Genomic DNA, 25,960 nt, shown 5'->3' on the forward strand with positions numbered 1-25,960 from the left:
TGCGGACGTTACCGCGAGATTCTTGGAACGATCAAAGTGCGCCGACATCGGGTTGCTGGACCAGACCGGCCGCGGTTCGCATAACGGTCGCCCGTGTCCGCCGTTGACGGGGCATGATCGTCCGCCGCCACCGCGTCACCGCGCCTCTCGGGGTGCTGGCCGTGCTCACCGCCACCCTGGTCGCCGGCCTCGCCCAGCCTCCTGCCACGAGCGCTCCCGCTCCCGCCACGCCGGGCCCGACCCCCGCGCCCAGCCGCACGATCGGCGACCCGGTCCACGGGCTGCGTGACGTCGACGTCCGCGCCACCGTCGCCCCGACCGCCGCGCAGCGCGCCGCCGTCGCGGCGCTCGGCCCGGTCCGGCTCCGCTGGAACGACTCCGGTACGCCGGCGTCGATCCTGCCGCGCGACGGCTCGCTCGGCGCGGCCGTCGGGTCCCCCGTCGCCGCGGCCCGCGCCTGGGTCAACGGAAACGCCGCAGTGCTCGGGCTGGGCGCCGGCCAGGTGGCCGCCCTCGAGCTCGTCAACGACCAGCGCCTCGCCGGCTCCGACGCCCACGCGGTGCTGCTCCGGCAGACGTTCGGCGGGCTGGCCCCGGCGACCGGTGGCCTCGTGACCGTCGGCATCGCCGACAGCCAGGTCGCCTACGTCTCGTCGTCGCTGTCCCGCGCCACGGGCACCCCGGTGGCCGGCACGGTCTCGCCGCTCCAGGGGTGGCTGGCGGCCGCCGCGAACGTCGGGCTCGGGGTGCCCGCCGGCCAGGTCGCCGACATCGTCTCGGCCGTCAGCGAGAACTGGACCCGGCTCACGGTGCCCGGCTTCCCGCAGCAGCAGACCGTCCGGCTGCGGGCGCTGCCGATGGCCGACGGGTCGGTGCGGCCGGTGCTCGAGGCCAACGTCGTGCAGGTGCTCGGCGGCGCGGCCACGGCGTACCGCCTGCTGGTCGACGGCGTGAGCAAGGACGTGCTCGTGCGTCGGAACGCGGTCGACAACGCGATGTACTCGAACGTCTTCCAGGGCACGGTCAGCAACGAGGCCTGCGGTCCCGCGCACGCCTTCGAGCTCGACGACGACCTGACCAGGACGATCAACGCCGCCGCCCTCGCGCTCCCGACCGACGACGTCACCGTCACCCTCGAGGGCCCGGGCGGGCTGCACGAGACCCACGACCTGCTGACCAGCCCCGAGCTGGCGACGTTCATGGACGACGACGGCTTCCCGGCCGGCACCTACACGATCGAGGTCTGCCCGTTCGAGGCCACGTCGATCGTCGTCGGCCAGTACGCCGTGCTGGTCTCGACAAGCGACCAAGGTGCGCCGTCCGCCGGCGACCTGGGCGTCGACCCGCGATGGCGCTACTTCACCGCCAACCCCGACCTCGCCTCGACCGACGTCGGCACCGTGCCCGACAACTCCGTCGTCGGCTGCTGGACCGACACGACCGACGACTGCACCACGTCTCACGGCCCGCTCGCGGCCACGGCCGCCAACGACGGCCCCTGGGACGCGCTGCACGGCCTGCCCACGATGACCACGATCGGCAACAACGCCAACACCCACGAGGCCTGGGCGAACCCGCTCGCCCCGGGCGGCCTGTTCCAGGCGCCGCTGTCGCCGACACGGGAGTACACGACCGGGTTCACCGACGCCTGGAACGAAACCCGCTGCAACCCGTCCCAGCTGATGCCGGGCGGCAACGACGTCGACGCGAGCGTCACGAACCTCTTCGTCGCGCACAACCGCATGCACGACCACAGCTACTACCTCGGCTTCACCGAGGACAACTACAACCTCCAGCTCGACAACCGCGGCAACGGCGGCGTCCCCGGCGACCAGGAGATCGGCAACGCCCAGGCCGGTGCGCTGACCGGCGGCAGCCCGTCGTACCTCGGCCGCGACAACGCCAACCAGATCACGCTCAACGACGGCGTTCCCGGCATCACGAACCAGTACCTCTTCCAGCCGATCGCCGGCTCCTTCTACGCCCCCTGCACCGACGGAGCGCTCGACATGAGCATCGTCGGCCACGAGTACACCCACGCGATCACCAACCGGATGGTCGGCGGCCCCGACGACGGGCTCACCTCCGAGCAGGGTGGCGCGATGGGCGAGTCGTGGGGCGACCTGAACGCCGCCGAGCTGCTCTTCGCCAACGGCTACTCCAACGGCACCAGCCCGTGGGTGGTCGGGCCCTACGCGACCGGCAACGACACCGCCGGCATCCGCGACTACGCGATCGATCAGAACCCGCTCAGCTACAGCGACTACGGCTTCGACACCACCGGTCCTGAGGTGCACGCCGACGGCGAGATCTGGAACGGCACCCAGTGGGAGGTGCGCCAGGCCCTGGTGGAGAAGTGGGACGCGCAGTTCCCGTACGACGACGCCGACCTGCAACGCGACTGCGCCGTCGCGCACGGGGCGCAGAGCCCGCTGGCCGTCGACCACTGCCCGGGCAACCGGCGCTGGCTGCAGCTGATGTTCGACTCGTTCCTGCTCCAGCAGGGCTCGACGTCGATGCTCGACGCCCGCGACGCGATGATCGCCGCCGACCAGATGCGCTTCGGCGGCGAGAACGCCGACGCGCTGTGGGCGGCGTACGCCCGCCGCGGCATGGGCCGCGACGCCTCCACGCCCGACTCCGACTCCCACGAGCCGACGCCGAGCTTCGCGACGCCGACCGGCCCGAACGCGACGGTCACGTTCACCTCGTCCGGCACCGGCAATGTCTACGTCGGCGACTACGAGGCGCGGGTGACGCCGGTCGCCGACACGGACCCGGCGACCGACCTCGGCGCCAGCGCGGACTTCACGACCGGCACCTACCGGATGCTCTACGTCTCCCCCGACCGCGGCTTCACGCGCTTCACGCTCACCGTGGACGGCGGGGGTGCGCGAACCGTCGCCGTCGACGACTCCGCACTCAACCTGGCGAGCTCCGCCGCCGGCGCCGCCGTCATCGGCGCGACCGACGGGTCGCTCAACGCCGAGGCGCTCATCGACGGCACGGAGGGCACGAACTGGGGCGGCGTCACGGCCGACAACGTCGACGTCACCAAGCCGTACGTCGCGGTCGACCTGGCCGGCGACGTGCACACGATCGACCGGGTGCAGGTGAGCGCGCTGCTGCGGCCGGCCCCTGCCGAGGCGAGCCCGATCCCGCTGGCCGAGGACCCGGACTCCGGCTCGCGGTTCACCGCGTTGCGGAAGTTCGAGCTGCAGGCCTGCGTCGCCGACTGCGGCTCGCCCGACGCGACGTGGACGAGGTTCTACACCTCCGCCGACGACGCCTTCCCCGGCGCCCGCCCGCGTCCGGTCGCGCCCGACCAGACGATGCGCAGCTTCGACGTGCCGCCCACGCAGGCGGCGGCGATCCGGCTGGTCGCGCTGGAGAACCAGTGCACGGGCACGGTGGCGTACGCCGGCGAGCAGGACGACGACCCGCTCAACGACACCGACTGCGTCACTGCCTCCGACCGCGGCACGATCGTGCACGCCGCCGAGCTGCAGGTCTTCGCGGCCGGGGCGGCCGGTGGAGCGAGCGGTGCCGGTGGAGCGAGCAGTGCCGGTGGACCGGTGAGTGCCGCAGCGCCGCCTGCTGCGAAGGCCGAGTCGAAGCAGACGACGACGCGCCTCGTGGTGCGCCAGCAGCGTGTGGCCCGCGGGCGCGCGGTCACGGCGTACGCCCGGGTCCGGCACGCCGGCGAACCGGTCGGGCAGGCGGGACGGCTCGTCGTGCTGCGCGACGGCCACCGCCGCGGCGTCGTCCCGGTCAGCGCAGGTCAGCGGGTCCGCGGTCGCGGCGACGGCTGGGTCGCGGTCCGGCTCCCGTCGCGGATGCAGCCGGGCCGGCACCGGATCCAGGTGCGGTTCGTACCGGACGGCTCGGCGTACCTGCCTTCCAAGTCGGAGGTCGTGACGATCCGCGTGGTCCGACGGGAGGCGTGAGCGGCACTCGAACGGGGCACGGGGGGCCCAGGCACTTGCCCACACCTCACCGAGTCTCGCTAGGTTGGAGTTCATGGTCGGACGCATTCCCGTCATGGACGTCACGCCCCTGGTCGACCTGGGCCGGCAGGCCGCGAAGGCGACTGTGGGCGAGCCGTTCCCGGTCACCGCCAGCGTGTTCCGCGAAGGTCACGACAAGCTCGGCGCCGAGGTCGTCCTCGTCGACCCGGCCGGGCGGCGCCGACCTCCGGTGCGCATGGTCAAGGACCCCGACGTGCCGGATCGGCACGTCGCGTGGGTGACGCCGGACGCGCCCGGTGCGTGGACGTTCGAGATCGCCGCGTGGTCCGACCCGATCGCGACCTGGCAGCACGCCGCTGGCGTGAAGGTCCCGGCCGGCGTCGACGTCGAGCTGATGTTCACCGAAGGCCGGCTGCTCTTCCAGCGGGTGCTCTCCACGCTCGACCCCCGCGACCCGGCCACCGCCGACGCGACCACGGTGCTCCGGGGCGCCATCGAGGCGGCCGACGACGTCGAGCGGCCGAGCGCCGCCCGCCTGGCCGCGCTCCAGGCACCCGACCTCGGCGCCGTGCTCGCCGCCCACCCGCTGCGGGAGCTGCTGACGGTCGAGGGGCCCTATCCGGCGTACGCCGACCGCCCGAAGGCGCTCTTCAGCGCGTGGTACGAGTTCTTCCCGCGCTCGGAGGGCGCGACCCGCCACGAGAAGACCGGCAAGGTCACCAGCGGCAACTTCCGGACCGCCGCCAAGCGGCTCGACGCCGTCGCGGCGATGGGCTTCGACATCATCTACCTGCCGCCGATCCACCCGATCGGCGAGGTCAACCGCAAGGGGCCCAACAACACCCTCGACCCGGGGCCTGACGACACCGGGTCACCGTGGGCGATCGGCTCCCGCCACGGCGGCCACGACGCGATCCACCCCGACCTCGGCACGTTCGAGGACTTCGACGCGTTCGTCAGCCGCGCCAACGCGCTCGGCCTCGAGGTCGCGCTCGACCTCGCCCTCCAGGCGGCGCCCGACCACCCGTGGGTGACCAGCAACCCCGAGTGGTTCACGACCCGCGCCGACGGCACCATCGCGTACGCCGAGAACCCGCCCAAGAAGTACCAGGACATCTACCCGGTCAACTTCGACAACGACCCCTCCGGCATCTGCCAGGAGGTGCTGCGCATCGTGCGGCTGTGGATGTCGCACGGCGTCCGGGTCTTCCGCGTCGACAACCCGCACACCAAGCCCGTGGCGTTCTGGGAGTGGCTGCTCAAGGAGATCCGCCGTACCGACCCCGACGTGCTCTTCCTCTCCGAGGCGTTCACCCGCCCGGCGATGATGCACGCGCTCGGCGCGATCGGCTTCCACCAGAGCTACACCTACTTCACGTGGCGCACCGGCAAGCGCGAGCTCGAGGACTACCTCGTCGAGGTCTCGCGCGAGTCCGACCACCTGATGCGGCCGAACTTCTTCGTCAACACCCCCGACATCCTGCACGCCTTCCTGCAGTACGGCGGGCCCGCGGCGTTCAAGATCCGCGCCGCGATCGCCGCGACCGGGTCGGCGAGCTGGGGCGTGTACGCCGGCTACGAGCTGTTCGAGCACGTCGCCGTCCGGCCCGGCAGCGAGGAGTACCTCGACTCGGAGAAGTACCAGATCCGCATCCGCGACTGGGACGCCGCCGACCGCGAGGGACGCTCGCTCGCGCCGTACCTCACCCGCCTCAACGAGATCCGGCGCGCGCACCCGGCGCTTCAGCAGCTGCGCAACCTGACCGTGCACTGGAGCGACGACGACAACATCCTGGTGTTCAGCAAGCGGGCCACGACCGGTGTCGACGACACCGTGATCGTGGTCGCCAACCTCGACCCGCACGCCGCCCGCGAGACGATGGTCCACCTCGACCTGCGCGCGCTCGGACTGGGCGAGCACGAGGCGTTCGTCGTGCACGACGAGATCACCGGCGAGGACTGGACCTGGAACCAGCACAACTACGTCCGGCTGGATCCGTACCACGAGCCGGTGCACATCCTCGCGGTGAGGAGGACGCGGTGACCGAGACCTCCCATGAGATCCAGGTCCTGAACGAGCGCACCCCGGACTGGTTCAAGACCGCCGTCTTCTACGAGGTGCTCGTCCGCGCGTTCCGCGACTCCAACGCCGACGGCACCGGCGACTTCCGCGGGCTGGTCGAGAAGCTCGACTACCTGCAGTGGCTCGGCGTCGACTGCCTCTGGATCCCGCCGTTCTTCCCGAGCCCGCTGCGCGACGACGGGTACGACGTCGCGCACTACACCGAGGTCCACCCGGACATCGGCACCATCGACGACTTCCGCTACTTCCTCGGCGAGGCGCACAAGCGCGGCATCCGCGTGATCATCGACTTCGTCATGAACCACACGAGCGACCAGCACGACTGGTTCCAGCAGTCCCGCACCGACCCGGACGGGCCGTACGGCGACTTCTACGTCTGGTCCGACACCGACGAGCTCTACCAGGAAGCGCGGATCATCTTCGTCGACACCGAGCCGTCGAACTGGACGTGGGACCCGGTGCGCCAGCAGTACTTCTGGCACCGCTTCTTCTCCCACCAGCCCGACCTCAACTTCGACAACCCGAAGGTGCACGACGCGATCCTCGACGCGATCCGCTTCTGGCTCGACATGGGCATGGACGGCTTCCGCCTCGACGCGGTGCCGTACCTGTACGAGCGGCCGGGCACCAACGGGGAGAACCTGCCCGAGACCCACGAGATGCTCAAGAGGGTTCGCAAGGTCGTCGACGACGAGTACCCCGGCCGGGTGCTGCTCTGCGAGGCGAACCAGTGGCCGGAGGACGTCGTCGAGTACTTCGGCGACTTCGCGGTCGGCGGCGACGAGTGCCACATGGCGTTCCACTTCCCGGTGATGCCGCGCATCTTCATGGCGGTGCGTCGCGAGTCCCGCTTTCCGATCTCGGAGATCCTCGAGCAGACGCCCGCGATCCCGGACAGCTGCCAATGGGGCATCTTCCTGCGCAACCACGACGAGCTCACGCTCGAGATGGTCACCGACGAGGACCGCGACTACATGTGGGGCGAGTACGCCAAGGACCCCCGCATGAAGGCCAACATCGGCATCCGCCGGCGGCTCGCCCCGCTGCTCGACAACGACACCAACCAGATGGAGCTCTTCAACGCGCTGCTCCTGTCGCTGCCGGGCTCACCGGTGCTCTACTACGGCGACGAGATCGGCATGGGCGACAACATCTGGCTCGGCGACCGCGACGGCGTACGCACCCCGATGCAGTGGACCGCCGACCGCAACGCGGGCTTCTCGGCGGCCACGCCCGGCAAGCTCGACCGGCCCGTGATCCAGGACCCGGTCTTCGGGTACCAGTCGGTCAACGTCGAGGCCCAGCTCGAGAACTCGTCGTCGTTGCTGCACTGGACGCGCCGGATGATCCACGCGCGCCGCAACCACCCGGCGTTCGGGCTCGGCACGTTCCACGACCTCGGCGGCTCGAACCCGTCGGTGCTCTCCTACGTGCGCGAGCATCTCGCCGACGACGGCCACGAGGACCTCATCCTCTGCGTCAACAACCTGTCGCGCTTCCCGCAGCCCGTCGAGCTCGACCTGCGCCGGTTCGAGGGCAGGCGGCCGGTGGAGCTGCTCGGCGGCGTGCCGTTCCCCGAGATCGGCGAGCTGCCCTACCTGCTGACCCTGGCCGGCTACGGCTTCTACTGGTTCCGGCTCACGGAGGCCGAGACCACCGAGGAGGGCCTACTCCTGTGACTGCAACATCTCCTGGGGGGGAGCCAGACGTCTTCGCGCGATACCTCGAACGCACCCGGTGGTTCGGCGGCAAGGGCCGTCCGTTCTCGATCGCGAGCGTGCGTCGCATCGGTGAGGTGCCCGGGGGCGGCGACGGCGGCCCGTGGGTCGTCATCGAGCTCGTCGAGCTCGCGTACGGCGACGCGGCCGGCGGCACCGAGGTCTACCAGGTGCCGATGGCGCTATACACCGAGCCGGAGACCCGGCTCGACCACGCGTTCATCGGGTGGTGGGAGGAGCCGGCGTACGGCTGGGTGCACGCGTACGACGCGCTGCACGACCGCGAGGCGATGGCGCTGTGGCTGCGGGCGTTCGACCGCGCGGGCCGCGAGGCGGGCGGCAACCTCAACGACGAGAGCGGCCTGCGCTTCCACCGGATCGGCGAGCACGAGCTCGACCTCGAGACGCACTCCACGCTGTTCTCGGGCGAGCAGTCCAACTCCTCGGTGGCGTACGGCGAGGACTCGCTGATGAAGGTCTTCCGCAAGATCACGCCCGGGGTGAACCCCGACATCACCGTCCACGACGTGCTCACCCGCGCCGGGTCCGACCACATCGCCGCGCTCTACGGCTGGCTCGACTGGGTCGACGCGGACGCCGACGAGGGCCGCGGCACGACGATGCAGCTGGCGATGCTCCAGGAGTTCCTGCGCACCGCCAGCGACGGCTGGGAGCTCGCGCTGACGAGCGCGCGCAACCTGCTCTCCGAGGCCGACCTGCACGCCTACGAGGCCGGCGGTGACTTCGCCGCCGAGTCCGCCCGGCTCGGTGACGCCCTGCGCGAGGTGCACGAGCTGCTGGCGGAGCAGTTCCCCACCGAGCAGCGCGACGCCGCGGCCGCCGGCGAGCTCGCCGACGCGATGAGCCGACGTCTCGACGAGGCGCTCGGGATCGTGCCCGAGCTCGCCGAGCACGCCGACCGGCTGCGCGCGACGTTCGACAAGGTCCGGGGCCTGCCGGGCCTCGCCGTGCAGCAGGTGCACGGGGACCTCCACCTCGGGCAGACCCTGCGCACCAGCCGGGGCTGGAAGATCGTCGACTTCGAGGGCGAGCCGGCCAAGCCGCTCGCCGAGCGTCTCCGACCCGACTCGGTGTGGCGCGACGTCGCCGGCATGCTGCGGTCCTTCGACTACGCCCCGCGCGTGGTCGAGCGGTCGCTGGGCGAGGACGACCCCGAGGCCGCGCCCCAGCGCGCCTACCGCGTGGACGAGTGGGCGCACCGCAACTGCAACCACTTCCTCGTGGCGTACGCCGGCGGCGAGCTCAGCGACGAGCAGCAGGTGCTCCTCGACGCCTACGTCGCCGACAAGCTCGTCTACGAGACCGTCTACGAGACCCGCAACCGGCCGGCCTGGTTGACCATCCCGCTGGCCGCCGTCACCACGTTGGGATCGCCATGACAACCGACACACCGGACACCCTCCAGGTCGGCACCGCCGAGCTGCACCAGATCGCCCACGGCGAGCACGGCAACCCGCACGGCGTGCTCGGCCCGCACCCCCACGACGGCGGCGTGACCGTCCGCGTGCTGCGGCCGCTCGCGTCGCAGGTCGCCGTCCGGTGGGGCGGCGAATCGGGCTCCGGCGGCGAGGCCGAGCTGACCCACGAGCACGAGGGCATCTGGGTCGGCGTGATCCCGCTGCCCGACGTGCCCGACTACCGCGTCGCCGCGACGTACGGCGACCACGAGGTCGTGCACGACGACCCCTATCGCTTCCTGCCGACCCTCGGCGAGGTCGACCTCCACCTGATCAACGAGGGCCGCCACGAGCAGCTGTGGGAGGTGCTCGGCGCGCGCGTCCACCACTACCCCGGCGCGCTCGAGCCGGTCCACGGCACGTCCTTCGCCGTGTGGGCGCCGTCCGCGCGAGCGGTGCGGGTCAAGGCCGACTTCAACAGCTGGGACGGGCGCGAGCACCCGATGCGCCAGCTCGGCACCAGCGGCGTGTGGGAGCTCTTCGTCCCGAACGTCGGCTCCGGCACGTCGTACAAGTTCGTGATCCTCGGCCCCGACGGCGAGTGGCGCGAGAAGGCCGACCCGATGGCGTTCTGGGCCGAGCGGCCGGCCGACACCGCGTCGCGGGTCTTCGAGTCCGCCTACGACTGGGGTGACCAGGCGTGGATCGACGCGCGCGCCGACCGCTCCCCCGTCAGCGAGCCGATGAGCATCTACGAGATGCACCTCGGGTCGTGGAAGAAGCACCACGACGGCCGCTACTGGTCGTGGGAGGAGCTCGCAGACGAGCTCCCTGAGTACGTCGCCGGGCTCGGCTTCACCCACGTCGAGCTGATGCCGGTGATGCAGCACCCGTTCGGCGGCTCGTGGGGCTACCACGTCACGTCGTACTTCGCTCCGGACTCGCGCTTCGGCGACCCCGACGGCTTCCGGCTGCTCGTCGACCGCCTGCACCAGGCCGGCGTCGGCGTGATCCTCGACTGGGTGCCCGGCCACTTCGCGACCGACGAGTGGGCGCTGGCCCGCTTCGACGGCACCCCGCTCTACGAGGACCCGAACCCGCAGCGCGGGTGGCACAAGGAGTGGGGCTCCCACATCTTCAACTTCGGCCGCCGCGAGGTCCGCAACTACCTCTACGCGAACGCGATCTACTGGCTCGAGGAGTTCCACGCCGACGGGCTGCGGGTCGACGGCGTCGCGTCGATGCTCTACCTCGACTACGCCCGCGAGGAGGGCGAGTGGTCGCCGAACATCCACGGTGGCCACGAGAACCTCGAGGCGGTGCAGTTCCTCCAGGAGATGAACGCGACCGTCTACAAGCGGGTGCCCGGCATCACGACGATCGCCGAGGAGTCGACGTCGTGGCCCGGCGTCACCCGGCCCACCTCGGCCGACGGGCTCGGGTTCGGCTTCAAGTGGAACATGGGCTGGATGCACGACTCGCTGGACTACCTGGCCCACGAACCCGTGCACCGCGCCTACCACCACGGCGAGATGACGTTCTCGCTCGTCTACGCGTTCTCGGAGAACTTCGTGCTGCCCCTCAGCCACGACGAGGTCGTGCACGGCAAGGGGTCGCTGCTGCGCAAGATGCCGGGTGACCGGTGGCAGCAGCTCGCCAACCTGCGCGCCTACCTCGGCTTCATGTGGGCGCACCCCGGCAAGCAGCTGACGTTCATGGGCATCGAGTTCGGCCAGGAGTCCGAGTGGGCGGAGTCCCGCGAGCTCGACTGGTGGCTGCTCGACCACCCCGAGCACCGCGGCGTCTCCGACCTGGTGCGCGACCTCAACGCGGCGTACGTCGGCTCCCCCGCCCTGTGGGCACTGGACAGCGACCCCGCCGGCTTCCAGTGGATCGACGCCAACGACGCGGGCCGCAACGTCTTCTCGTTCGTCCGGCGCGGCACCGATGACGAGCCGGAGGTCGTCTGCGTCGCGAACTTCGCCGCCGTGCCCCACGACGACTACCGCCTCGGGCTGCCGGCCACCGGCGAGTGGGACGAGGTCGTCAACACCGACGCCGAGGCCTACACCGGCTCGGGCGTCGGCAACTTCGGCACGATCTCCGCGGTCGAGGGCGAGTGGTCGGGGCAGCCGGCGCACGCGACGATCGTCGTACCGCCGCTGGCGACCGTGTGGTTCCGCCGGCGGGCCTGAACCGCCTCGCTAGAGTCTCCATGTGACCCATCCGACGACGACCGTGACCACCATCGCGGACGGGATCGCGCGGATCAGCTGGACCGGCGAGGAGCCGATCGACGTCATCCGCCACAACGTCGTCGCGGCGCTCGCCGACCATGCCCGCGTCGAGGCGCTGGTCGACCCCCACGACGAGGGTGCGCAGCGGGCGGCGACGTGGTCGGGGCTGCGCCGCGAGGGCGTGATGCGCGGCGTCACCGTCGACGGCGCCCCGGTCGACCGGATCGTCTACGCGCGGCTCGCGACGGACACACCGCTCAACGAGCCCGAGGGGTTCCGGGCGCTGCTCAACTCCTTCCTGCCCCGCAAGCGCGCGATCGGCCAGATGCTGGTCCGCGACCACGACGGCCGGGTGCTGCTGTGCAACCTGACCTACAAGGCCGACTGGGACCTCCCCGGCGGCGTGGTCGAGGTCAACGAGTCACCCCGGCTGGCGGTCAGCCGCGAGATCCAGGAGGAGCTCGCCCTCGACATCACCCCCGGTGAGCTCGTGCTCACCGACTGGCTGCCGGCCTGGAGCGGCTGGGACGACGCCGTCTGCCTGGTCTTCGACGGCGGCACCCACGACGCGGCCATCACCGACCGGATCGTCCGCGAGGCGCGGGAGATCCGCACCGCCGAGTTCTGCACGGTCGAGCAGGTCCACGAGCGCTGCGCCGACTTCACCGCCCGCCGCATCGTCGCCGCCCTGGCCAACGTCGACGCCGGCCACGGCCCGGCGTACACCGAGTCCGGGCGTTAGCTCCCCGGCCCGAGGAACGAGCTCGCGACCGGCGTCTCGATACCCCGCTAGATTGACGGCGTGCGCTTCCTGCTCAACGTCATCTGGCTGGTGCTGTGCGGCATCTGGATGGCGATCGGGTACGTCGTGGCCGGGATCATCTGCTGCATCCTGATCATCACGATCCCGTTCGGCATCGCGTCGTTCCGGATCGCGGCGTACGCGCTGTGGCCCTTCGGGCGGATGGTGATCCGGCAGCCGACAGCCGGCTTCTGGTCGGCCGTCGGCAACGTGATCTGGGTGGTCGTCGCCGGCATCTGGCTGGCGATCGGGCACGTCGTCACCGGCATCGCCCTCTGCATCACGATCATCGGGATCCCGCTGGGCATCGCCAACTTCAAGATGATCCCCGTGTCGCTGCTACCGCTGGGCCGCCAGATCGTGCGCACCGACGAGGTCGGCATCGTCGCGCCGCGGTGACGTGCGGGTCGGACGCATCGCCACCAGCACGCCCACGATCAGCAGCAGCCCGCCGCCGAGCTCGGCGGCGTTCGGCCGCTGGTCGAGAAGCAGCCAGGCCGACGCCATCGCGACGACCGGGGCGAGCAGCACCCACGGCACCACCGAGGACGACGAGTTGCGCGAGAGCAGCCCGTTGAAGAGGCCGTAGCCGACCAGCGAGGCGAGCCCGGCGGTGTAGAGCGAGGACACCCCGGCCTGCCAGGAGAACGACGCCAGCGCGTCGCCCACGACCGCGGGCCCGTCCACGAGCAGCGACAGAGCCAGCAGCGGCACGGGCACGACGACCGCCGACCACACCGTGAGCGACAGGCCACCCTTGATGCCGGAGGCGCGGGAGACGACGTTGCCGATCCCCCACGACAGCGCGCCGAGCAGGCACAGGGACACGGCGAGCACCGAGACGTTGCCGCCGCGACCCACCGCGACGACGGCGAGCCCGACCGAGCCGACGAGCACCCCGAGCGCCTGCGCGGCCGTCGGCAGCTCGCGGAGCGCGCCGGCCGCGATGAGGACCGTGAAGATGACCTGGGCCTGGAGCACCAGCGCCGCCAGCCCGGGCGGCATCCCGGCGTCCATCGAGACGTACAGGAACCCGAACTGCCCCAGCGACATGAAGATCCCCACCGCGGCCACCACCCGCCACGGCGCGGCCGGCCGGGCCACGAGGAAGACCGCCGGGAACACCACGAGCGTGAACCGGATCGCCGCGAACAGCAGCGGCGGCACGGCGTTCGATCCTCGGCTGTCCATCCCCCAGTCGATCACCACGAAGTTGAAGCCCCAGATGGAGGCCACGGCGGCGGCGAGGAGGGAGTCACGGCGGTTCACGCGTCCCAGCGTCTCCCACGAAACCGTGAAGGACCAGCGAATGATCATGCATAGATCGATGTAGCATCGCTGCATGATCGACCTGGCCGCCCTCGCAAGCCTCCGGGCCGTGGACACGCACGGCTCGGTGGTCGCCGCCGCCGATGCGCTCGGGTTCACGCCGAGCGCGGTCTCCCAGCAGGTCAAGCGCCTCGAGAGGCAGACCGGGGTCCCGCTCCTCGAGCGCGTGGGCCGCGGCGTGATCCTCACCGACCACGGACGACACCTGGTCGACGCCGGCGGCCGGCTGCTCGCCGACCTCGAGGAGGTCGAGTCGACGCTCCACCAGCGGGCCGACGCGGTCGCCGGCCACCTGCGGGTCACGGCGTTCTCGACCGCGATGCGCGGACTCGTCGCGCCGGTCGTCGGCCGGCTGTGCGACGCCCACCCCGGCCTCACGCTCTCGCTCACCGAGCGCGAGCCGTGGGACACGATCGAGCTGGTCGGCTCCGGCCAGAGCGACATCGGCGTCGTCCACCGCTGGGGCGACGTGCCGATCCCGATCCCCGACCACCTCCAGGCCACCGTGGTCGCCCACGACGTCGCCGACGTGATCGTGCACCGCGACCATCCGCTCGCCGACCGGGCGCGGGTCGCTCCTCGCGACCTCGTGGACGAGGACTGGATCGCCACCCCCGAGGGGACGATCTGCCGCCAGTGGCTCATCCGGATGTACGCCGGGACCGGCCGGCTCCCCCGCATCGCGCACACCGCGATGGAGTTCGACTCCCACCTCGCCCTGGTGGGGGCGCGTCAGGGCATCGCGCTGGTCCCGCGACTGGGCCGGCAGCCGCTGGGCGCGGACCTGGTCGCCGTACCCGCGCACGACCCCGAGCCCACCCGCGACGTCATCGCCGTGCACCGGCGCAGCATGGCCGGCTCCCCCGCGGTCCGGGCGGTGCTGGCCGGGCTGTCAGAAGAGCGCTGACGCCAGGTTCTGGCGGCCCTTGAGCACCCGCGGGTCGTCGTTGCCGACCGCGGCGAACAGCCCGAGCAGGTGCTCGCGAGCGCGGTCGCGGTCGTCGCCGGCGGTACGACGCACCAGCTCGACCAGCCGGCCGAAGGAGTCCTCGACGTGGCCGCCGAGCATGTCGAGGTCGGCCACCATCGTCTGCGCGTCGACGTCGTCAGGGTTGGCCGCCGCCTCGGCGCGGGCGGCGTTGAGGTCGACGCCCTGGGTGCGCTGGAGCACCTTCGCCATCGCGAGGCCGGCCGCGGCCTCGACGTCGGCGGGGTTGGCGTCGACGAGCTTCTGGTACTCCGCCACCGCGCGGTCGATGTCGCCGTCGCCGAGCGCGTCCTGGGCAGCGGCGTAGCGCGGGTCGGCGGCGGGCTCGCCGTCGCCGTCACCGTCGGGCGCGGCGGTGCGGGGCTGGTGGCGGCCCGCGATGCCCTGCGCGGTCATCTGCTGGGCCAGCTGGTTGAGCAACGTGCTCAGCTCGTCGCTGCCCAGCACGCCGGGGATCGGCTGCGTGGCCGGCCGCCCGTCGACGAGCACGAGCATGAGTGGGATCTGCTGGACCTGGAGGGCCGCGGCGATCTGGGGCGCGACGTCGACGTCGACGAGGCCGGCGAGGAAGCGACCCTCGTAGCCGGCCACGGCCGTGGACACCTCCGTCGCGTACGTCGCGCTCTCGGGCGACCGCGACGGGGAGTAGAGCACGAGCACCACGGGCGCCGTGAGCGATGCCTCGACGACCTGCTGGAAGTTCTGCTCGGTCACCTGGACGGCGTACGACGACCCCGCGCCGGCCCCGGGGGCGTCACCGCCCGCGGCCCCCGGCTGCGCGAGTCCGGACAGGTCGAAGGCGCCGGGACGGGAGAACGACTGCTGGCTCATGGCTCAATCCTAGAGATCGCGCGAGGCCCGCTACCGCAGGCCCAGCTCGACGGCCTCCTCGCGGAGCTCCTCGCGCACGCTCGGGTGCGCCGCGTGGTCGATCAGCTGGCGGGCCTGCTCCCGCTGGTCGTGGCCGGCGATCTCGGCGACGCCCTGCTCGGTGACGACCGCCGTCATCTGGAACGACGTCACGGGCTCGTCCACCAGCGGCACGATCGTCGAGGTGTCGGCCTTGGGGTGCCACGACCGCATCGCGATGAACGCCTGCCCGCCGGCGCTGTGCATCGCGCCGACGAAGAAGTCGGTCTGGCCGCCGAACCCCGAGTGGATGCGGGCGTTGATCCGCGAGGCGTTGGCCTGCGCGAAGAGGTCGACCTGGAGGGCGGTGTTGACGCTGACCATCGAGGGGTTCTGCGAGATCCGCGCCGGGCTGTTGGTGACCTCGGTGCGCGCCATCTGGATCCGGTCGTTGCCGTCGACCCACTCCAGCAGCTCCGGCGACCCGAAGAGGAACGACGCCGTGATCGGGACGTTCCGGTCCAGCGCGCCGACCTTCTCGAGCGCGAAGATGCTGTCGGAGAACATCTCGGTCCAGACCCGCAGCCCGCTGCGGTCGCGCAGCCCGGTGAGCGTCGCGTCCGGTACGGCGCCGATGCCGGCCTGCAGCGTCGATCCGTCGCTCACCCGGCTGGCGACCAGCTCGCCGATGCGGGCCGACGTCTCGTCGATCGCGGTGGTCGGCGCGGTCGGGAGCGCGGCGTCGGCCTCGACGAGGACGTCGACGAGGTCGAGGTCGATCACCGCGTCGCCGTACGTCCACGGCATCCGGTCGTTGACCTGGGCGATCACGACGCCACCTTGCCGCTTGGCCGCCTCGAGCGCGGCGGGCATCACGTTGACCTCGACGCCGAGCGACACGCGGCCGTCGCGGGGGCGGGTCGTGTGCAGCACGACGGCGTCCGGCGGCAGCTGGCGGCCGAAGAGCGTCGGCACCATCGAGAGCCGCGACGGCACGTAGCTCAGCCGCGGGCTGCGCCGCTGCCCGGGGCCGACGAAGCAGGTCTCGAGCGTCACGCCGTCCCGGTCCGGGAGGCCGACCTGACCGTTGAGCGTCCAGAGCCGGAAGGAGTCGAGGGCGTCGTCGATCAGCCCGACCGTGTGCCACGGGATGACGTGGTTGCCGGCGACGACGATGCGCGGGTTGGCGGGCAGCGAGGCGAGGGCACTCTGGAGGTCCACGCCCCGATTCCACCAGAGTCCGGCCCGTCAGGCACGGGTCGAAGGTCTCTCCTCCGGGTCAGAAGCGGGCCGGCTCGCGGTACTCGCCCCACTCGGCGCGCAGCGCGTCGCAGATCTCGCCGAGCGTCGCCTCGACGCGGCAGGCGTCGAGCATCGGCTCGATGATGTTCTCGTCGGCGCGAGCGGCGTCGACCATGCGGGTCAGCGCGGCGCTCACCGCGGACTCGTCACGGGCGGTACGCCGAGCGGCGAGCGCGCGCACCTGCTCGACCTCGACCTCGTGGGAGACCCGCAGGATCTCGAGCTCGTGGGTCACGGAGTCCTCGTGGCAGTTGACTCCGACGATCTTCTTCGCGCCCTTCTCGAGGGCCACCTGGTACTGGAACGCCGCCTCGGCGATCTCCGACATGAACCAGCCCTCCTCGATGCCCCGCAGCAGGCCGCGGGTGACGAGCCACTCGCCGTTGCGCACCGAATCGGCGATCTTCTCGGGCTGGTCGGAGGTGAGGGTGGAGCCGCCCATCGCGAGGATCTTGTCGAAGATCGCGGTCGCCTCGGCCTCGATCCTGTCGGTGAGGGCCTCGACGTACCACGAGCCGCCGAGCGGGTCGGCGACGTTGACGACGCCGGTCTCCTCCATGATCACCTGCTGGGTGCGCAGCGCGATCTCCGCGGCCTGCTCGCTCGGCAGCGCCAGGGTCTCGTCGAGCGCGTTGGTGTGCAGCGAGTTGGTGCCGCCGAGTACGGCGGACAGCGCCTCGATGCCGGTGCGGACGACGTTGTTGTAGGGCTGCTGCGCGGTGAGCGAGACACCCGCCGTCTGCGTGTGGAAGCGCAGCCACTGCGCCTTCTCGCTCTGCGCGCCGTAGACGTCGCGCATCCACCGCGCCCAGATCCGGCGGGCGGCGCGGAACTTCGCGATCTCCTCGAAGAAGTCCACGTGCGCGTCGAAGAAGAAGGACAGCCCGGGCGCGAAGACGTCGACGTCGAGGCCGCGCGACAGCCCGAGCTCGACGTACCCGAAGCCGTCGGCGAGCGTGAACGCGAGCTCCTGCGCGGCCGTCGAGCCGGCCTCGCGGATGTGGTAGCCGGAGACCGAGAGCGGCTTGTACGCCGGGATCTTCTCGGCGCAGTACTCCATCAGGTCGCCGATCAGCTTCAGGTGCGGCTCGGGCGCGAACAGCCACTCCTTCTGCGCGATGTACTCCTTGAAGATGTCGGTCTGCAGCGTGCCGTTGAGCGTCGTGGTGTCGACGCCGGCGCGCTCGGCGGCGACCAGCATCATGCAGAAGACGGGCACGGCCGGGCCGCTGATCGTCATCGACGTGGTGACGTCGCCCAGGTCGATGCCGTCGAAGAGGATCTCCATGTCGGCGACCGAGTCGATCGCGACGCCGCAGTGGCCGACCTCGCCGAGCGACTTCGGGTCGTCGGAGTCGCGACCCATCAGCGTGGGCATGTCGAAGGCGACCGAGAGCCCGCCGCCGCCCCGGCCGAGGATCATCCGGTAGCGCTCGTTGGTCTGCTGCGCGTTGCCGAAGCCGGCGAACTGGCGGATCGTCCAGGTCCGCCCGCGGTAGCCGGTCGGGTAGAGGCCGCGCGTGAACGGGAACTCGCCGGGCCACTCCGAGTCGTCGGCGCCGTACGCCGGCTCGACCTCGAGGCCGCTGAGCGTCGTGAAGTCGGACTCGCGGACCCGCGACTTGTCGTACCGGGCCTGCCAGCGGGCGCGTGCGTTCTCGGTCATGGGGAGATAGTAGGACGTCCTACTAAATTCCCCTAACGGGCCCAGCGGTAGACCTGTCCGTCGCGGACCTCGACGGCGGTGGGCGGCTTCGACGTGGGATGGCTGCGCAGGTGGGCCAGCACGTTGCTGCGGCCGCGGAGCTCGACGCCGCCGTCGGCGAAGTGCAGGTAGGGGTGCAGCAGGTCCTTCGCCTCGCCCCACTCCCCCGAGTCGACGGCGTTCCACGCGGCCGCGGCCGGAGCCGGCAGCTCGGGCAGGTCGTGCAGCATCTTCGGCGTGCACATCCGCCACGCGTCGATGACCAGCTCACGCATCTCCTCGGCGTCGAGCCGGTCGAGGTGGGCGCACACCCACTGGTAGCGCAGGTCGCGGGCCGGCGGCAGGAAGAACGTCTCCGGGTCGGACTCGATCAGGCCGTCGCGGGCGTCCTTCGGGTAGCCGAACCCCATGTCGGACTCGTCCCGGCTGAAGCCGACGTAGACGATCTGGCGGACCTTCAGCTTGTAGCGGCCGCCGGTGAAGAACTCGTAGGTGCGCGGCAGCGCCAGCCCGACCCGGCGTACGTCGTCGGCCGTGACCATGGCTCAGAAGTCCCCGGCTGCCTTGCGGACCGGCGTCAGCAGGGACGACAGCGACTCGAGGTCGGCGTCGGAGAGGGAGCCGAGCGCGAAGTCGGCGTCGACCAGGTCGCTCGTCGCGACCTCGACCAGCTCGCGGCCTGCGGGCGTGATCTCGGCGAGCACGGCGCGCCCGTCGTCGGGGTGGGCACGGCGTACGACGAGGCCGGCCGCCTCCAGGCGCCGCACGATCGAGGTGACCGACGTCGGGTGCACCTGGAGCCGCTCGCCCATCTTGCCGAGCGGGAGCGAGCCGCGGGACGAGAAGGTCAGCAGCACCAGCGCCTCGTAGCGGGCGAACGTCAGCCCGTGCGGCTTGAGGATGGCGTCGAGCCGGCCGATCACCAGCTGCTGCACGCGCATCAGGGACGTGACGGCGTGCATCGCGGGCACGCCGTCCCAGTGCTTGCCCCACTGACGGGCGGCTTCGTCGATCGGGTCGAAGGGCAGGGCCACGCGGAGAGATTAGTTGACGCGGTTGCCGCGCAGCCCGGATCGCTGGACGACGCGCTGGATGGAGAGGTCACGCTCGTAGGGCCGCCCGACGTACCGGACGTCACGGACGCCCTGCTCCTGGGCGGCGGACTCGAAGCAGAAGTGGCCGAAGCCGAGGATCCGGCCGTGGACCGGGCGGCGCACGGTGATGTCCAGGATTCGGGTGAGCGGCATGGTGGCGAGGCTCTGGCTGAGCACCCCGTGGACCCGGAACACCCGCATGTTGGTGATCACGAACCGGTCGCGATGCTCACGCAGTGCGAGCCAGCCTGCGTGGGCCAGGGCCGCGAACGCCAGCAGCATCGGCGCCCAGGCGACGTCGATCGGGGCGACGACGCTGATCGCGAGGAGCCCCACCGCGGCCGCGGCCTCGAGCATGGGTCGGACGTAGGCGCACCAGTGGTGGCGGACCTCGTCGACGATGACCTCGCCCTCGTCGCGCAGCAGGTGCTTGGCGATCTTCGGGTCGGCCCAGCCACTCAGTCCCACGAGCCCGGCCTGACGGAGGTGGCCACTACTCGCCGAGCTCGCCGACGAAGTCGATGAGCGCCTGGAAGAAGTCACCGGTCATGGAGACCGCCTGACCGCCGGCGTCCTGGGACGTGTCGGCGAGGCTCTGGGGGTTGGTGAACATCCAGAAGCCGAGGAACAGGACCACGGCAAGGACGACGACCTTCTTCTTCATGGGGGAAGCTCCATCTACAGACACCCGGAGTCATGGCATGGATCAGTCCGCTGTCTACAGGCATTCGCGCCGCCTGTGCACCCCGACACGCCGGTCTAGACCAGATGGGCCTCAGGTGGTGGCTCAGTCGGTGAACGTGTCCAGCAGCTCGTCGGCTGCGGCGTAGGGGTCGGTCTCGCCCTTGACCACGGCCGTCGCGAGCTCGTCGAGCTCGGAGCGGCCGTGGACGTCGCCCCAGCGGGCGCGCAGCGCGGTGAGGGCGATGGCCTCGATCTCGTCGCGGGCGCGGCGGGTACGCCGGCGCTCGAGCTCGCCACTCGAGGTCAACCACGAGCGGTGCCGGTCGATCTCGGCGACGACCTCGTCGAGGCCCTGCGCCCGCTGGGCGACCGTCATCACGATCGGCGGCCGCCAGGCGTCGTCGCTCCGGTCGGCCAGGGCGAGCATCGAGCGGAGGTCACGGCGTACCTGCTCGGCGCCGTCGCGGTCGGCCTTGTTCACGACGTACAGGTCGCCGATCTCGAGGATCCCGGCCTTGGCGGCCTGGATGCCGTCGCCCATGCCCGGGGCGAGCAGCACCATCGTGGTGTCGGCAAGCCCGGCGATCTCGACCTCGCTCTGGCCGACGCCGACGGTCTCGATCAGCACCACGTCGCAGCCCGCGGCGTCGAGCACCCGCAGGGCCTGCGGGGTCGTCCACGACAGGCCGCCGAGGTGGCCGCGCGACGCCATCGAGCGGATGTAGACCTCGCGGTCGAGCGCGTGGTCCTGCATCCGCACCCGGTCGCCGAGCAGCGCACCTCCGGAGAACGGCGAGGACGGATCGACCGCGAGCACGCCGACCCGCTTGCCGGCCCTGCGGAGCTCGGTGACCAGCGCGCTGGTCGACGTCGACTTGCCGACGCCGGGCGAGCCGGTGATGCCGATGACCTGCGCGTTTCCGGTGTACGGCGCCAGCGCCGCCATCACCTCGCGCAGCAGGGGCGACTCGTCCTCGACGAGCGAGATCAGTCGTGCGACGGCCCGGGCCTCGCCGGCGCGGGCGCGCTCGACGAGGTCCGGGACCGCGAGGTCACGCCGACGGGACACGCACGATCAGGGCGTCGCCCTGCCCACCGCCACCGCACAGGGCCGCGGCACCCACGCCGCCGCCGCGGCGCTTGAGCTCGAGCGCCAGGTGCAGCACCACGCGCGTGCCGGACATGCCGACCGGGTGGCCCAGCGCGATCGCGCCACCGTTGACGTTCACGATCCCGGGGTCGACGCCGAGCGCCTTCGTCGACTCGATGCCGACGGCGGCGAACGCCTCGTTGAACTCCACGAGGTCGAGGTCCGCGGCGGAGATGCCCTCCTTGGCGAGGGCCTTCTGGGTGGCGTTGGCGGGCTGCATCTGCAACGACGAGTCGGGGCCGGCGACCATGCCGTGCGCGCCGATCTCGGCGAGCCACTCGAGGCCGAGCTCCTCGGCCTTGGCCTTGCTCATCACGACCACCGCTGCGGCGCCGTCGGAGATCTGCGACGCGGAGCCGGCGGTGATGGTGCCGTCCTTCGCGAAAGCCGGCGGCAGCTTGCCCAGCGACTCGGCGGTCGTGTCGCCGCGGACGCCCTCGTCGGAGGAGACCACCAGCGGGTCGCCCTTGCGCTGCGGGATGGTCACCGGGACGACCTCGTCGTCGAAGACGCCGTTCTTCCAGGCCTCGGCGGCCTTCTGGTGCGAGGCGGCGGCGAACGCGTCCTGCTCCTCGCGGGTGAGCTTCACGCCCTCGGCGTTCACCTGCTCGGTGAGGCCGCCCATGGCCTGCTTGGTGGCCTGGTCGTAGAGGGCGTCGTACGCCATCGAGTCGACGAGCTTCACGTCGCCGAACTTGAAGCCCTCGCGCGACTTCGGCAGGAAGTGCGGGGCGTTGGTCATCGACTCCATGCCGCCGGCGACCACGATCTCGACCTCGCCGGCGCGGATCAGCTGGTCCGCCATCGCGATGGAGTTGAGGCCGGAGAGGCAGACCTTGTTGATGGTGATCGACGGCATGTCCCAGGGCAGGCCCGCCGCGATGCCGGCCGCGCGGGCCGGGTTCTGGCCGGCGCCGGCCAGGATGACCTGGCCCATGATCAGGTAGTCGACCTGCTCGGGGCGTACGCCGGCCTTGTCGAGCGCGCCCTTGATGGCGACCCCGCCCAGGTCGGCCGCCGACAGGCTCTTCAGGCCACCGAGGAGGCGGCCGATCGGGGTGCGTGCCCCCGCGACGATGACGGACGGACCGGACATGGGGTGCCTCCAGAGACTCGGGGGTGGTTCTGCTGCCGACCCTACCCACGGGTCACCGGTGCGGCGAGGGTGGAACACGTCACACGCGCTCGCCGCAGCGGCCCCGGCGTACGACCATGTCGGCCATGAGCCTGGACGCCGCTTCCCACCTGTTCACCGCCATCGACCACGTCGGCATCGCCGTGCCCGACCTGGACGCCGCGATCGCCTTCTACGAGACGTCCTTCGGCATGCGACTGGCGCACCAGGAGGTCAACGAGGAGCAGGGTGTGCGCGAGGCGATGATGGCCGTCGGCGACTCCGGCAGCCACCTCCAGCTCCTGGCTCCGCTCAACCAGGAGTCGACCATCGCCAAGTTCCTCGACAGCAAGGGCCCGGGCATCCAGCAGATGGCCTACCGGGTCACCGACGTGGAGGCCGTGAGCGCGATCCTGCGCGAGCGCGGCCTGCGCCTGCTGTACGACGAGCCGCGCCGCGGCACGTCGGACTCGCGGATCAACTTCATCCACCCCAAGGACGCGGGGGGCGTGCTCGTGGAGCTCGTCGAGCCCGCCGCCACCTCTCACTGAGGAACACGTCACAGGGGGTGGTTGCCGCCTGTTACCCGTGGGTAATCTCCGGGAAAGTCCCGACCCCTGAACCAGCCAGGAGCCGACGTGCAGCACATCCTCGACGCGATCATGGCCGGAGACACCGCCACCGGTGACTTCGCGAACCTCGAGATCCCCGACCACTACCGCGCCGCCACCGTCCACAAGGACGAGGCCGGCATGTTCGAGGGCATCGCCAGCCGGGACAAGGACCCGCGCAAGTCGCTGCACGTCGAGGACGTGGCGCTGCCCGAGCTCGGCCCGGGCGAGGCGCTGGTCGCGGTGATGGCCTCGGCGATCAACTACAACACCGTGTGGACCTCGATCTTCGAGCCGGTCTCGACGTTCGGGTTCCTCGAGCGCTACGGCCGGCTCTCGCCGCTCACCGCGCGCCACGACCTGCCCTACCACGTGGTCGGCTCCGACCTCTCCGGCGTGGTGCTCCAGACCGGCCCGGGCGTCACCAAGTGGCAGCCGGGCACCGAGGTCGTCGCGCACTGCCTCTCGGTCGAGCTCGAGGACCCCGACGGGCACAACGACACGATGCTCGACCCGCAGCAGCGGATCTGGGGCTTCGAGACGAACTTCGGCGGCCTCGCGCACATCGCGCTGGTCAAGGCCAACCAGCTGATGCCCAAGCCGAAGCACCTGACCTGGGAGGAGGCCGCCTCCCCGGGCCTCGTGAACTGCACGGCGTACCGCCAGCTCGTGTCGAAGAACGGCGGCGACATGAAGCAGGGCGACAACGTGCTGATCTGGGGAGCCTCCGGCGGCCTCGGCGGATTCGCGACGCAGTACGCCCTCAACGGCGGCGCCACGCCCGTGTGCGTGGTCTCCAACGAGGAGAAGGCCGCGATCGCTCGCTCCATGGGCGCGGAGCTGATCATCAACCGCTCCGAGGAGGGCTACAGGTTCTGGAAGGACGAGCACACCCAGGACCCCAAGGAGTGGAAGCGCTTCGGCGCTCGCATCCGTGAGCTGACCGGCGGCGAGGACATCGACATCGTCTTCGAGCACCCCGGCCGCGAGACCTTCGGCGCCTCGGTCTACGTGACCCGCAAGGGCGGCACGATCACCACCTGCGCCTCCACCAGCGGCTACATGCACGAGTACGACAACCGCTACCTGTGGATGAACCTCAAGCGGATCATCTCCTCGCACTTCGCCAACTACCGCGAGTCGTGGGAGGCCAACCGCCTCATCGCGAAGGGCAAGATCCACCCGACCCTGTCGAGGACCTACGGCCTCGACGAGGTCGGCCAGGCCGCGCTCGACGTCCACCAGAACGCCCACCAGGGCAAGGTCGGCGTCCTCTGCCTGGCCCCCGAGGAGGGCCTCGGCGTCCGCGACGAGGAGATGCGCGCCCAGCACCTCGACGCGATCAACCGGTTCCGCGGAGTCTGACGCATTGGGATAGTCCGTCACGTTCTGGCCGTCGAAACGGCCGTCAGGCCGGCCAGAACGTGACGGACTATCCGCAACGTCGTTTCCGCAACGTCGCGCCGGAAGGCCAACTTTTGCTCGGATCACACCGTCTCAGGGGTGCCCGGGCTGGGATCGGTCGGCTCGATCGGCAAGACTGGGCCACACACCAACGCGAAGGAGTTGCGCCGCGATGAGCGACCAGGGACTGTCCATCTTCGACGACAACGAGCCGGAAGAGGACGAGACCCGCACCGCCGACGACGGCGCCGACGCGACCCAGGTGATGCCGGCCGTGCCCCCGCGCGCGCCCGCGCCCGGTCCCGAGCGGCAGCGCGCGGGCTCGGCACCGGCCGCTCCCGTCACCCCGGCGACGACGTCGGCGGCGCCGAGCCCGGCACCGGCGACCGCGTCGGCCCCGGCCCAGAGCCCGGCCCAGAGCCCGGCCCAGAACCCGGCCCAGAACCCGGCCCAGAACCCGGCCCAGAACCCTTCCCCCAGCGCGGCGCCGAGGGCGTCCGCGGCGCCCGGCGGCGCGATACCGGTCGTACGCCGCGGCGGCTACGACCGTGAGGCGGTCGACGGCCGGCTCCGCCAGCTCGCCGGCGAGAAGGCGGGCCTCAGCGCGAGCCTGTCCGAGTCCGAGCGCCGCGCGGTCGACCTCGAGCAGCAGGTCAAGACACTGCGGGCCGAGCTCGAGGAGAACAAGAACCCGTCGTACGCCGGGCTGGGCGGACGCGCCTCCGCGATGCTGCGGCTCGCCGAGGAGGAGGCCGCCGAGGTCCGGTCCGTCGGCGAGCGCGACGCCGCGGAGATCCGCGAGCAGGCCGCCCGTGACGCCCGGGCGATCCGGGCCGACGCCACCCGCGAGGCCGAGGACATGCGCCTCGTGCAGCTCAAGGAGCTCGACGAGCACCGCAGTCGCCTGATGGCCGACGCCGAGCAGGAGCGGGCGCTGGCCCGCAGCGAGGCCGAGGACGCGGTGGCCTCCGCCAAGCGCGAGGCCGACCAGCTCCGGCTGGCGGCCCAGCAGGAGACCAACGAGCTGCGCACCTCCGCCAAGCGCGAGGCGGAGCAGCTGCGGGCGGCCGTCGACCGCGAGGCCCAGGAGGCCCGCCGCACGCTCGCCGTCGAGAAGGAGCGGCTCGCCCGCGAGGCGACCGACCACCACGCGAGCGCCACCGCCGAGACCCGCCGCCTGGTCGAGGAGGCCGAGCAGCGTGCGGCCGCCGCCGAGCAGCGGGCCCAGGCGGCGTCGGCCCAGGCGGCCGAGCACCGCAGCCAGGCGTCGACCGAGGCCGAGGGCCTCCTCAGCCGCGCGCGCCGCGAGGGCGAGCAGATCGTCGCCACCGCACGCACCCAGGCCGAGTCGCTGAACTCCAGCGCGGCCGCCGACGCCGAGCGCGAGCTCGCGGCGATCAAGGCCGAGGTCGACCGGATGGCCAAGCGCCGCGACGCGATCACGGCCCAGCTGGCCTCGCTGCGCGACGTGGTGGCGGGCTTCGCCGAAGACGACGAGTGACCG

General features: G+C 71.5%; 21 protein-coding genes. 11 read left to right on the forward strand and 10 right to left on the reverse strand.

Features of this window, described 5'->3' with window-relative positions:
* The first annotated feature begins 113 nt into the window (after window positions 1–113).
* The 7 genes from ACFQQI_RS05430 (at window position 114) to ACFQQI_RS05460 (ending at window position 12,625) form a co-directional block, all read left to right on the forward strand.
* A complete protein-coding gene (locus tag ACFQQI_RS05430; RefSeq protein ID WP_378559054.1) occupies window positions 114–3,947 on the forward strand; it encodes a M36 family metallopeptidase in 3,834 nt (1,277 codons plus the stop codon).
* A 73-nt stretch (window positions 3,948–4,020) separates the two neighbouring features.
* Window positions 4,021–6,012: an alpha-1,4-glucan--maltose-1-phosphate maltosyltransferase gene (locus ACFQQI_RS05435; protein ID WP_378559057.1), complete on the forward strand. Its 1,992-nt coding sequence runs from the start codon at window positions 4,021–4,023 to the stop codon at window positions 6,010–6,012.
* Window positions 5,928–7,730: a maltose alpha-D-glucosyltransferase gene (gene treS, locus ACFQQI_RS05440; protein ID WP_378559881.1), complete on the forward strand. Its 1,803-nt coding sequence runs from the start codon at window positions 5,928–5,930 to the stop codon at window positions 7,728–7,730. Before ACFQQI_RS05435 ends, treS begins: the two co-directional genes overlap by 85 nt.
* The gene (locus ACFQQI_RS05445) at window positions 7,727–9,169 is read left to right on the forward strand and encodes a phosphotransferase (RefSeq protein ID WP_378559060.1); all 1,443 of its coding nucleotides are present in this window, start codon (window positions 7,727–7,729) and stop codon (window positions 9,167–9,169) included. Before treS ends, ACFQQI_RS05445 begins: the two co-directional genes overlap by 4 nt.
* A complete protein-coding gene (glgB, locus tag ACFQQI_RS05450) occupies window positions 9,166–11,382 on the forward strand; it encodes a 1,4-alpha-glucan branching protein GlgB (RefSeq protein ID WP_378559063.1) in 2,217 nt (738 codons plus the stop codon). Before ACFQQI_RS05445 ends, glgB begins: the two co-directional genes overlap by 4 nt.
* 22 nt (window positions 11,383–11,404) lie before the next feature.
* A complete protein-coding gene (locus ACFQQI_RS05455) occupies window positions 11,405–12,166 on the forward strand; it encodes an NUDIX domain-containing protein (RefSeq protein ID WP_378559066.1) in 762 nt (253 codons plus the stop codon).
* A 60-nt stretch (window positions 12,167–12,226) separates the two neighbouring features.
* Window positions 12,227–12,625, forward strand: a complete 399-nt coding sequence (locus tag ACFQQI_RS05460; RefSeq protein WP_378559069.1) for a YccF domain-containing protein — start codon at window positions 12,227–12,229, stop codon at window positions 12,623–12,625.
* Here ACFQQI_RS05460 and ACFQQI_RS05465 read toward each other — a convergent pair.
* Window positions 12,566–13,495: an EamA family transporter gene (locus ACFQQI_RS05465; RefSeq protein ID WP_378559072.1), complete on the reverse strand. Its 930-nt coding sequence runs from the start codon at window positions 13,493–13,495 to the stop codon at window positions 12,566–12,568. The genes ACFQQI_RS05460 and ACFQQI_RS05465 overlap by 60 nt on opposite strands.
* A gap of 73 nt (window positions 13,496–13,568) precedes the next feature.
* On the opposite strand from ACFQQI_RS05465, the gene ACFQQI_RS05470 reads away from it, so the two are divergent.
* Window positions 13,569–14,462: a LysR family transcriptional regulator gene (locus tag ACFQQI_RS05470; protein WP_378559075.1), complete on the forward strand. Its 894-nt coding sequence runs from the start codon at window positions 13,569–13,571 to the stop codon at window positions 14,460–14,462.
* On the opposite strand, the gene ACFQQI_RS05475 is transcribed toward ACFQQI_RS05470, so the two are convergent.
* From ACFQQI_RS05475 to ACFQQI_RS05515, 9 genes are all read right to left on the reverse strand, one after another.
* Entirely contained in the window at window positions 14,448–15,374 is a 927-nt protein-coding gene (locus ACFQQI_RS05475; RefSeq protein WP_378559078.1) for a co-chaperone YbbN, read from the reverse strand. The genes ACFQQI_RS05470 and ACFQQI_RS05475 overlap by 15 nt on opposite strands.
* 30 nt (window positions 15,375–15,404) lie before the next feature.
* Complete coding sequence (locus ACFQQI_RS05480) at window positions 15,405–16,613, reverse strand: acetyl-CoA hydrolase/transferase family protein (protein WP_378559080.1); 1,209 nt, start codon at window positions 16,611–16,613, stop codon at window positions 15,405–15,407.
* A gap of 58 nt (window positions 16,614–16,671) precedes the next feature.
* Window positions 16,672–18,360, reverse strand: a complete 1,689-nt coding sequence (locus ACFQQI_RS05485) for a methylmalonyl-CoA mutase (RefSeq protein ID WP_378559083.1) — start codon at window positions 18,358–18,360, stop codon at window positions 16,672–16,674.
* 32 nt (window positions 18,361–18,392) lie between these two features.
* On the reverse strand, window positions 18,393–18,941 hold the full coding sequence (locus tag ACFQQI_RS05490; protein ID WP_378559086.1) for an MmcQ/YjbR family DNA-binding protein: 549 nt from the start codon (window positions 18,939–18,941) through the stop codon (window positions 18,393–18,395).
* 3 nt (window positions 18,942–18,944) lie between these two features.
* Window positions 18,945–19,433 (reverse strand): MarR family winged helix-turn-helix transcriptional regulator, encoded by a 489-nt coding sequence (locus ACFQQI_RS05495; RefSeq protein ID WP_378559089.1) that lies wholly within the window; start codon window positions 19,431–19,433, stop codon window positions 18,945–18,947.
* A gap of 9 nt (window positions 19,434–19,442) precedes the next feature.
* On the reverse strand, window positions 19,443–19,961 hold the full coding sequence (locus ACFQQI_RS05500; protein ID WP_378559092.1) for a PH domain-containing protein: 519 nt from the start codon (window positions 19,959–19,961) through the stop codon (window positions 19,443–19,445).
* Window positions 19,962–19,986: 25 nt separating this feature from the next.
* Entirely contained in the window at window positions 19,987–20,157 is a 171-nt protein-coding gene (locus ACFQQI_RS05505) for a hypothetical protein (protein WP_378559095.1), read from the reverse strand.
* 123 nt (window positions 20,158–20,280) lie between these two features.
* A complete protein-coding gene (gene meaB / locus ACFQQI_RS05510) occupies window positions 20,281–21,246 on the reverse strand; it encodes a methylmalonyl Co-A mutase-associated GTPase MeaB (RefSeq protein ID WP_378559098.1) in 966 nt (321 codons plus the stop codon).
* Entirely contained in the window at window positions 21,230–22,423 is a 1,194-nt protein-coding gene (locus ACFQQI_RS05515; protein WP_378559101.1) for an acetyl-CoA C-acetyltransferase, read from the reverse strand. Before ACFQQI_RS05515 ends, meaB begins: the two co-directional genes overlap by 17 nt.
* Window positions 22,424–22,539: 116 nt before the next feature.
* On the opposite strand from ACFQQI_RS05515, the gene mce reads away from it, so the two are divergent.
* The 3 genes from mce (at window position 22,540) to ACFQQI_RS05530 (ending at window position 25,957) form a co-directional block, all read left to right on the forward strand.
* Window positions 22,540–22,992 carry a methylmalonyl-CoA epimerase gene (mce, locus tag ACFQQI_RS05520; RefSeq protein ID WP_378559104.1) on the forward strand — a complete coding sequence of 151 codons (453 nt, stop codon included), beginning with the start codon at window positions 22,540–22,542 and terminating at the stop codon, window positions 22,990–22,992.
* Window positions 22,993–23,079: 87 nt separating this feature from the next.
* On the forward strand, window positions 23,080–24,417 hold the full coding sequence (gene ccrA / locus ACFQQI_RS05525) for a crotonyl-CoA carboxylase/reductase (protein WP_378559107.1): 1,338 nt from the start codon (window positions 23,080–23,082) through the stop codon (window positions 24,415–24,417).
* Window positions 24,418–24,628: 211 nt separating this feature from the next.
* Window positions 24,629–25,957, forward strand: a complete 1,329-nt coding sequence (locus ACFQQI_RS05530) for a hypothetical protein (RefSeq protein ID WP_378559110.1) — start codon at window positions 24,629–24,631, stop codon at window positions 25,955–25,957.
* The last annotated feature ends 3 nt before the right edge of the window (window positions 25,958–25,960 follow it).

Source organism: Nocardioides sp. GCM10030259 (genome assembly GCF_042666375.1).
Classification (GTDB): domain Bacteria; phylum Actinomycetota; class Actinomycetes; order Propionibacteriales; family Nocardioidaceae; genus Nocardioides.